Annotated in this window: 2 protein-coding genes; both read right to left on the minus strand. The window is 40.3% G+C overall.

Translation table 11 applies throughout. The annotated features are described in order from the left end of the window. Window positions 1-3,079, minus strand: a 3,079-nt coding sequence (locus E1163_RS02210) for a DMT family transporter (protein WP_155169014.1), incomplete at its 3' end; no start/stop codon positions are given. 135 nt (window positions 3,080-3,214) lie between these two features. Then, entirely contained in the window at window positions 3,215-4,579 is a 1,365-nt protein-coding gene (locus E1163_RS02215) for an ATP-binding protein (RefSeq protein WP_155169017.1), read from the minus strand. Between the last annotated feature and the right edge of the window lie 23 nt (window positions 4,580-4,602).

Here is a 4,602-nt window from a genome sequence, read left to right on the forward strand (position 1 = left end):
TCTCATTAGCAATGAGTTTATAATCAGTTCTTCCTTCATTGATAAAATCAAAGTCGTGCAAAAAGTCGTTTTGATTATAAACACCAAGTTCACGGCCGTCTTTTTGTAAAGAGACCGATCCCTTAAAAATGAAGGCATAGGCCATCTCGTCCATTTCATCAAAGGAAAGAATCTCAGTACCTATCTGGTGGTATGCTGCTTTAGAAAGTTTGGCTATCTCAGAAAGTACCAGTCCAGGTACTGACTGGAAACCGGCTATATCATTTAAAAACCGCACCACTTCTATGTTGAGTTTAGGGCTTTCCTGTAGTTCCCCTTCTTTTCCTTTTTCTACTTCTTCAATAAGCTTAAGGGCCTGTTGGGCATACTCTTTTTTGTACTTGTTGCGCTCTATAAATACCGCAAAATTCTCTTCACTGAGTCTGTAGTATGCTGCTGCGGCAATCTCGCGAAGCATCTGGTCAGGATTTACCAGGTTGGCAGCAAAAATATCATGGTTTGATGGCGAATTCTCTTCTGCCAGTTCCATGATAGCACAAGCCTTTGTCCACCTGTTGACCTTTTTATAATCTTTGAGGATCAAATCGTACAATACTTCATTTTTCGACATCGATGTGGTCGGAAGTATATACTGTAGTTTATTGATCTTTTCAGAGTAGGAAGAAACATTTAAAATTGGCAATACAATAGGTTTCAACTCCTCTTCCAGAAAGATATCCAATAGTTCAGAAGCAAAGTCGGATTGGTCAGAATTACCGCTGTTAATGTTTTCTTTTACGAGGTCAACTGATTTTGCCTCATAAAGCAATGCCAACAACTGGAATATGGTATTGTAATTATTCTCTATCTCCGCGGTTATAGCATTTAATAACAGGGTAGAGGCTTTTTCCTTTTGCAGGTCCAGGTATGCTTGCATATTGGATATGGTAGTAGCACATATTTCCTCCAACTCCCTTTTTACGTTCAGTGCTTTATCCTTCTTTACGTTGTAGCCGGATTTACTCAAAGCCACCAAAGTTGCTGCTATCACATTTTGGTTAGGCAGGTCGAGTTTTTTCAACAAAAGTTCTACCGCCTGCTGTGAACCTATGCGTCCGTAGATTTGAACAATACGAAGCTGAATTTTTTCTGATTGTCCTGTCAGGTGAAATGCAGACTCAAGCACGGGCAGAGTCTGCTCTCCGGTGGCGGAGATAGCTGCTACAGCAGCATTACTGTAAAGAGGATTGTCAAGCATGGCTATAAGGTTCTTTAGCATGCTCTCGTTTTCAGAGCCCGCTGCAGCCGCTGCAGCATAGTACCTTACTTTGGTTACCGGGTCACGGAATAGTTTATTAAGAAGTTTTGGCTTTATGTCTTCTTCGGCATACCGGGTAAGTGATGCTCCAAATATTCTTTCATTTACCAGTTTTGAGTAAGTTAACTGCTCAATGTAGGTCAATTTTTCCAGCCTGAATTCTGCTCCCCTGAGTTTGTGATATGTCCTTTCAATCAGGTCTCTGTTTTTCAACACATTGAAATATTTGGACTCCATGATCTCATCCAGAATGGGAATGGCCTCTAAAAGACAAAGGTGGCTGGCCTGCTCCAGAGCGATCTTTTGGGCCTTGTCATTATCACTGTTGATAATAGATAATACGGCAGATTTAAATACTACCGGATCCAGGGTATTAATGATGTTGAGGTGGCGCGGTAATCGGTCTGAGGGTATATTTTTAGTCTCACGAGCAAGCTTTTCTGCATAGCTTAATCTAGCCTCACTGGTTTTGACCAATTGTTGTTTGTCCAGTGTGTCCTTTAATACATCCCTGTAAGTACTGTAAATTTTGAAAACAATAATGATACATAAAACACAAAATATAATTAATGCCGCAGCATAATATACATCATTATCAATGAAGGTTGCGGATGTCATATAAAGCAGGATACCTCCCGCAATGGCTATTGATACTTCCCTAACTACTCCGGTAATTTTGAGCAGTGAGTCCTGCCTTAGCAGATCTTCAATGGGTAAAAAGTAAAACCGGAATGCATTAGAGGTAAGGTTGTCATTAAACGCTGTGCTAATAAGCTTAAGGATACAAATAGTCAGGAAGAATACATGAAAAGTGGTAGTGCCTGGGACATATCCAAAGTATGATCCTATGACTATTCCCAACCCTGACAATAACCCCACAACGATAGGGAGTACCATTAGGGCAACTTTCAATCCATACTTGTTCATTATAGGATTATAGACCAGTAAGTGGGTAAACACCCCGGCTATCAAAATGCATCCGTAGAAGAATCCGAGGAAGTTGAGCAGTTCATTGGTACTTGTATAGTTGGATTCAACTATGGTATAGAAATAATAATCTACAAAAAGCAGGATCACCGTAACGGTTAAAGAGAAAAGCGCCAATTGAACCAAAAAATTATTTTTTCTGATTTTGGCGTAACTGTTATTGGCATTAATATATTGAGCGCTGACAGCCAGCTCTCTAAGTACAACGGCACTTCTTGAAGTTAAAGAGAGCAGGAGAGAGGCTATGGCAAAAGACAGCCCGGCAAAATAAACAAATTCTGAAATAGATAAAGCAAGCTCTTTTCGCAAGGGTGTAATGGAAAAAAAGATTGCTGCAGCTCCAATGATAACGCCGATATGAGTCCACTCCGAAAGCTTTTTATGCTGTTGTTGGGCGAAAATTAAACTTCCAAGGCTTCTGAAATTGTAATAAACAAGCACATTGATAGGCCCGGTTATGATAAACAGCCAATAAATGTATTTGTCATAATTGATATTTTCGAGGCCATAATAAAGGTAGAAAGTACCTAATGTGATGAGAATGAAGGATACAATGGCAACCCTGGAAAATGAGAACCTGTTTTTTTGAAATGTGTATATCCCCAGCACAAATACTCCTGCCAATCCTGACATAACAAATGCCAATGGCAAGTCCTTACTATTGTACTTACCTAAAAAAAGGCTTATGGCTGCGAGGTCAAGGAAGGCGAGTCCCATTCCGAGAAATACACCCAATATCACGAGGATTGAGAAATTCCTTTTTGTCTTAAATGCTTGGTGGTTAACACTTTTCATTATTACTCCGGCTCAACTATACTTATTTTTTGCCCGTCTGATTTTGGGAAAAACTGGTTATTTCAGTCAAAAAATAATTAATCTAGGTTATTGTAACGCGTAAATATATTCAACTTAATATTTAAAAAATAACTTTTACATGGTTTTTCCTGTCTTTTTAAGCTCTTTTCTTATCCCTTCGTAAAAATTATCTTCAGTGACATATCCTTCATTATTGTGGATAGCCATCATGGCACAATATCTTAATACATTTATAATATTACCACCGGAAAGCTCATATTTTCTTGAGATCTCATGGAGGTCAATTTCTTCATCAAGTGTGTAATTTCCAGTGAAAGCTTTTTTGTATAGTTGGTGCCTGAGGTTTTCTCCCGGCATCGGGAAGCGGATCAGCGACTGGAAGCGCCTCATAAAGGCCGGATCCATGTTGGATTTATAATTACTGGCGAGTATCACCACCCCGGGGAAGTCCTCAATTCGTTGCAATAAATAGGATACCTCCTGGTTGGCATACCTGTCATTAGAACTGCTGGTTTGGGTCCTTTTGCCAAATAAAGCATCAGCCTCATCAAAAAAGAGTATCCAGTTTCGGTTTTCTGCATGATCAAAGATTTTGGCCAGGTTCTTTTCAGTTTCACCAATATATTTGGATACTACCATTGACAAGTCAATATGGTATACATCCAGACCAGCCGTTTTTCCCAACAGACAGGCCGTCAATGTTTTTCCTGTACCTGATGGGCCATAGAAAAGGCTTCTGTAGCCTCTCTTTATTTTACGGCCCACTTCAGGGTCCGTAAGCAAGTGATGTCCGTGCTCTAACCATATGCTTATTTCCTGTACCGAATCGAAGGTTTCCGAAGCCAATACCAGATCATCCCAATCCAGTTTGGTCGAGATTCGTTTGGCAGGGAAGTCCATGCTATATTCTGGCCTATGGTGTTCACCGGAGGTAAGCAGGCTGAGGTACTCTTTTGAAATGGTAAGTAAACCGCTTAGTTCAGGCTCATTTTTATGTATATGCTCGAGATAGAGTATGTTTTGCGAGGCGAAGAAGTGTTCCTTGTTAAAAAGTTTTGATAGGTAAAACCTTAGCTCCAGGTTGTCAGCAGCCAAAAGATAAATGGCAGTTTCACCGGTAGGCATGAAGCCGTTATGATTATTACCTACAATGCCTCCGAACTCAGTAAATACCCTTCCATATTCATCATTTCTGGTAAAGAAAACATCGAGCATCTCGGGCCTGATGTGTGGAAGCAGAGCAAGCAACAGTACTATCCGCTCAGGCAGGTCCATATTGAATCCATTGATTAACTGGGCATATGGAGAGGCAGCAACATGATCATCAAGCGTTGGAGGCTCCATGTTTAACAGTTGTTGAGCATCAAATTTCTTTTGCTTGTGAAGCTCTATGCGGAGGTCTAAGAAGTTGGAGAGCCACTCCAATTCCCTGCTCAGCACAAAAGCATTTAAAGAGAGTAAATTAGGACGTTCTTTCATGTCACGGATTAAACTACATTATG

It is taken from the genome of Fulvivirga kasyanovii, assembly GCF_009711405.1.
In the GTDB taxonomy this organism is placed as follows: Bacteria; Bacteroidota; Bacteroidia; order Cytophagales; family Cyclobacteriaceae; genus Fulvivirga; species Fulvivirga kasyanovii.

Coding starts and splice junctions, on each gene's coding strand:
- E1163_RS02215 (WP_155169017.1), bottom strand. CDS start 4,579: ATGAAAGAACGTCCTAATTTACTCTCTTTAAATGCTTTTGTGCTGAGC.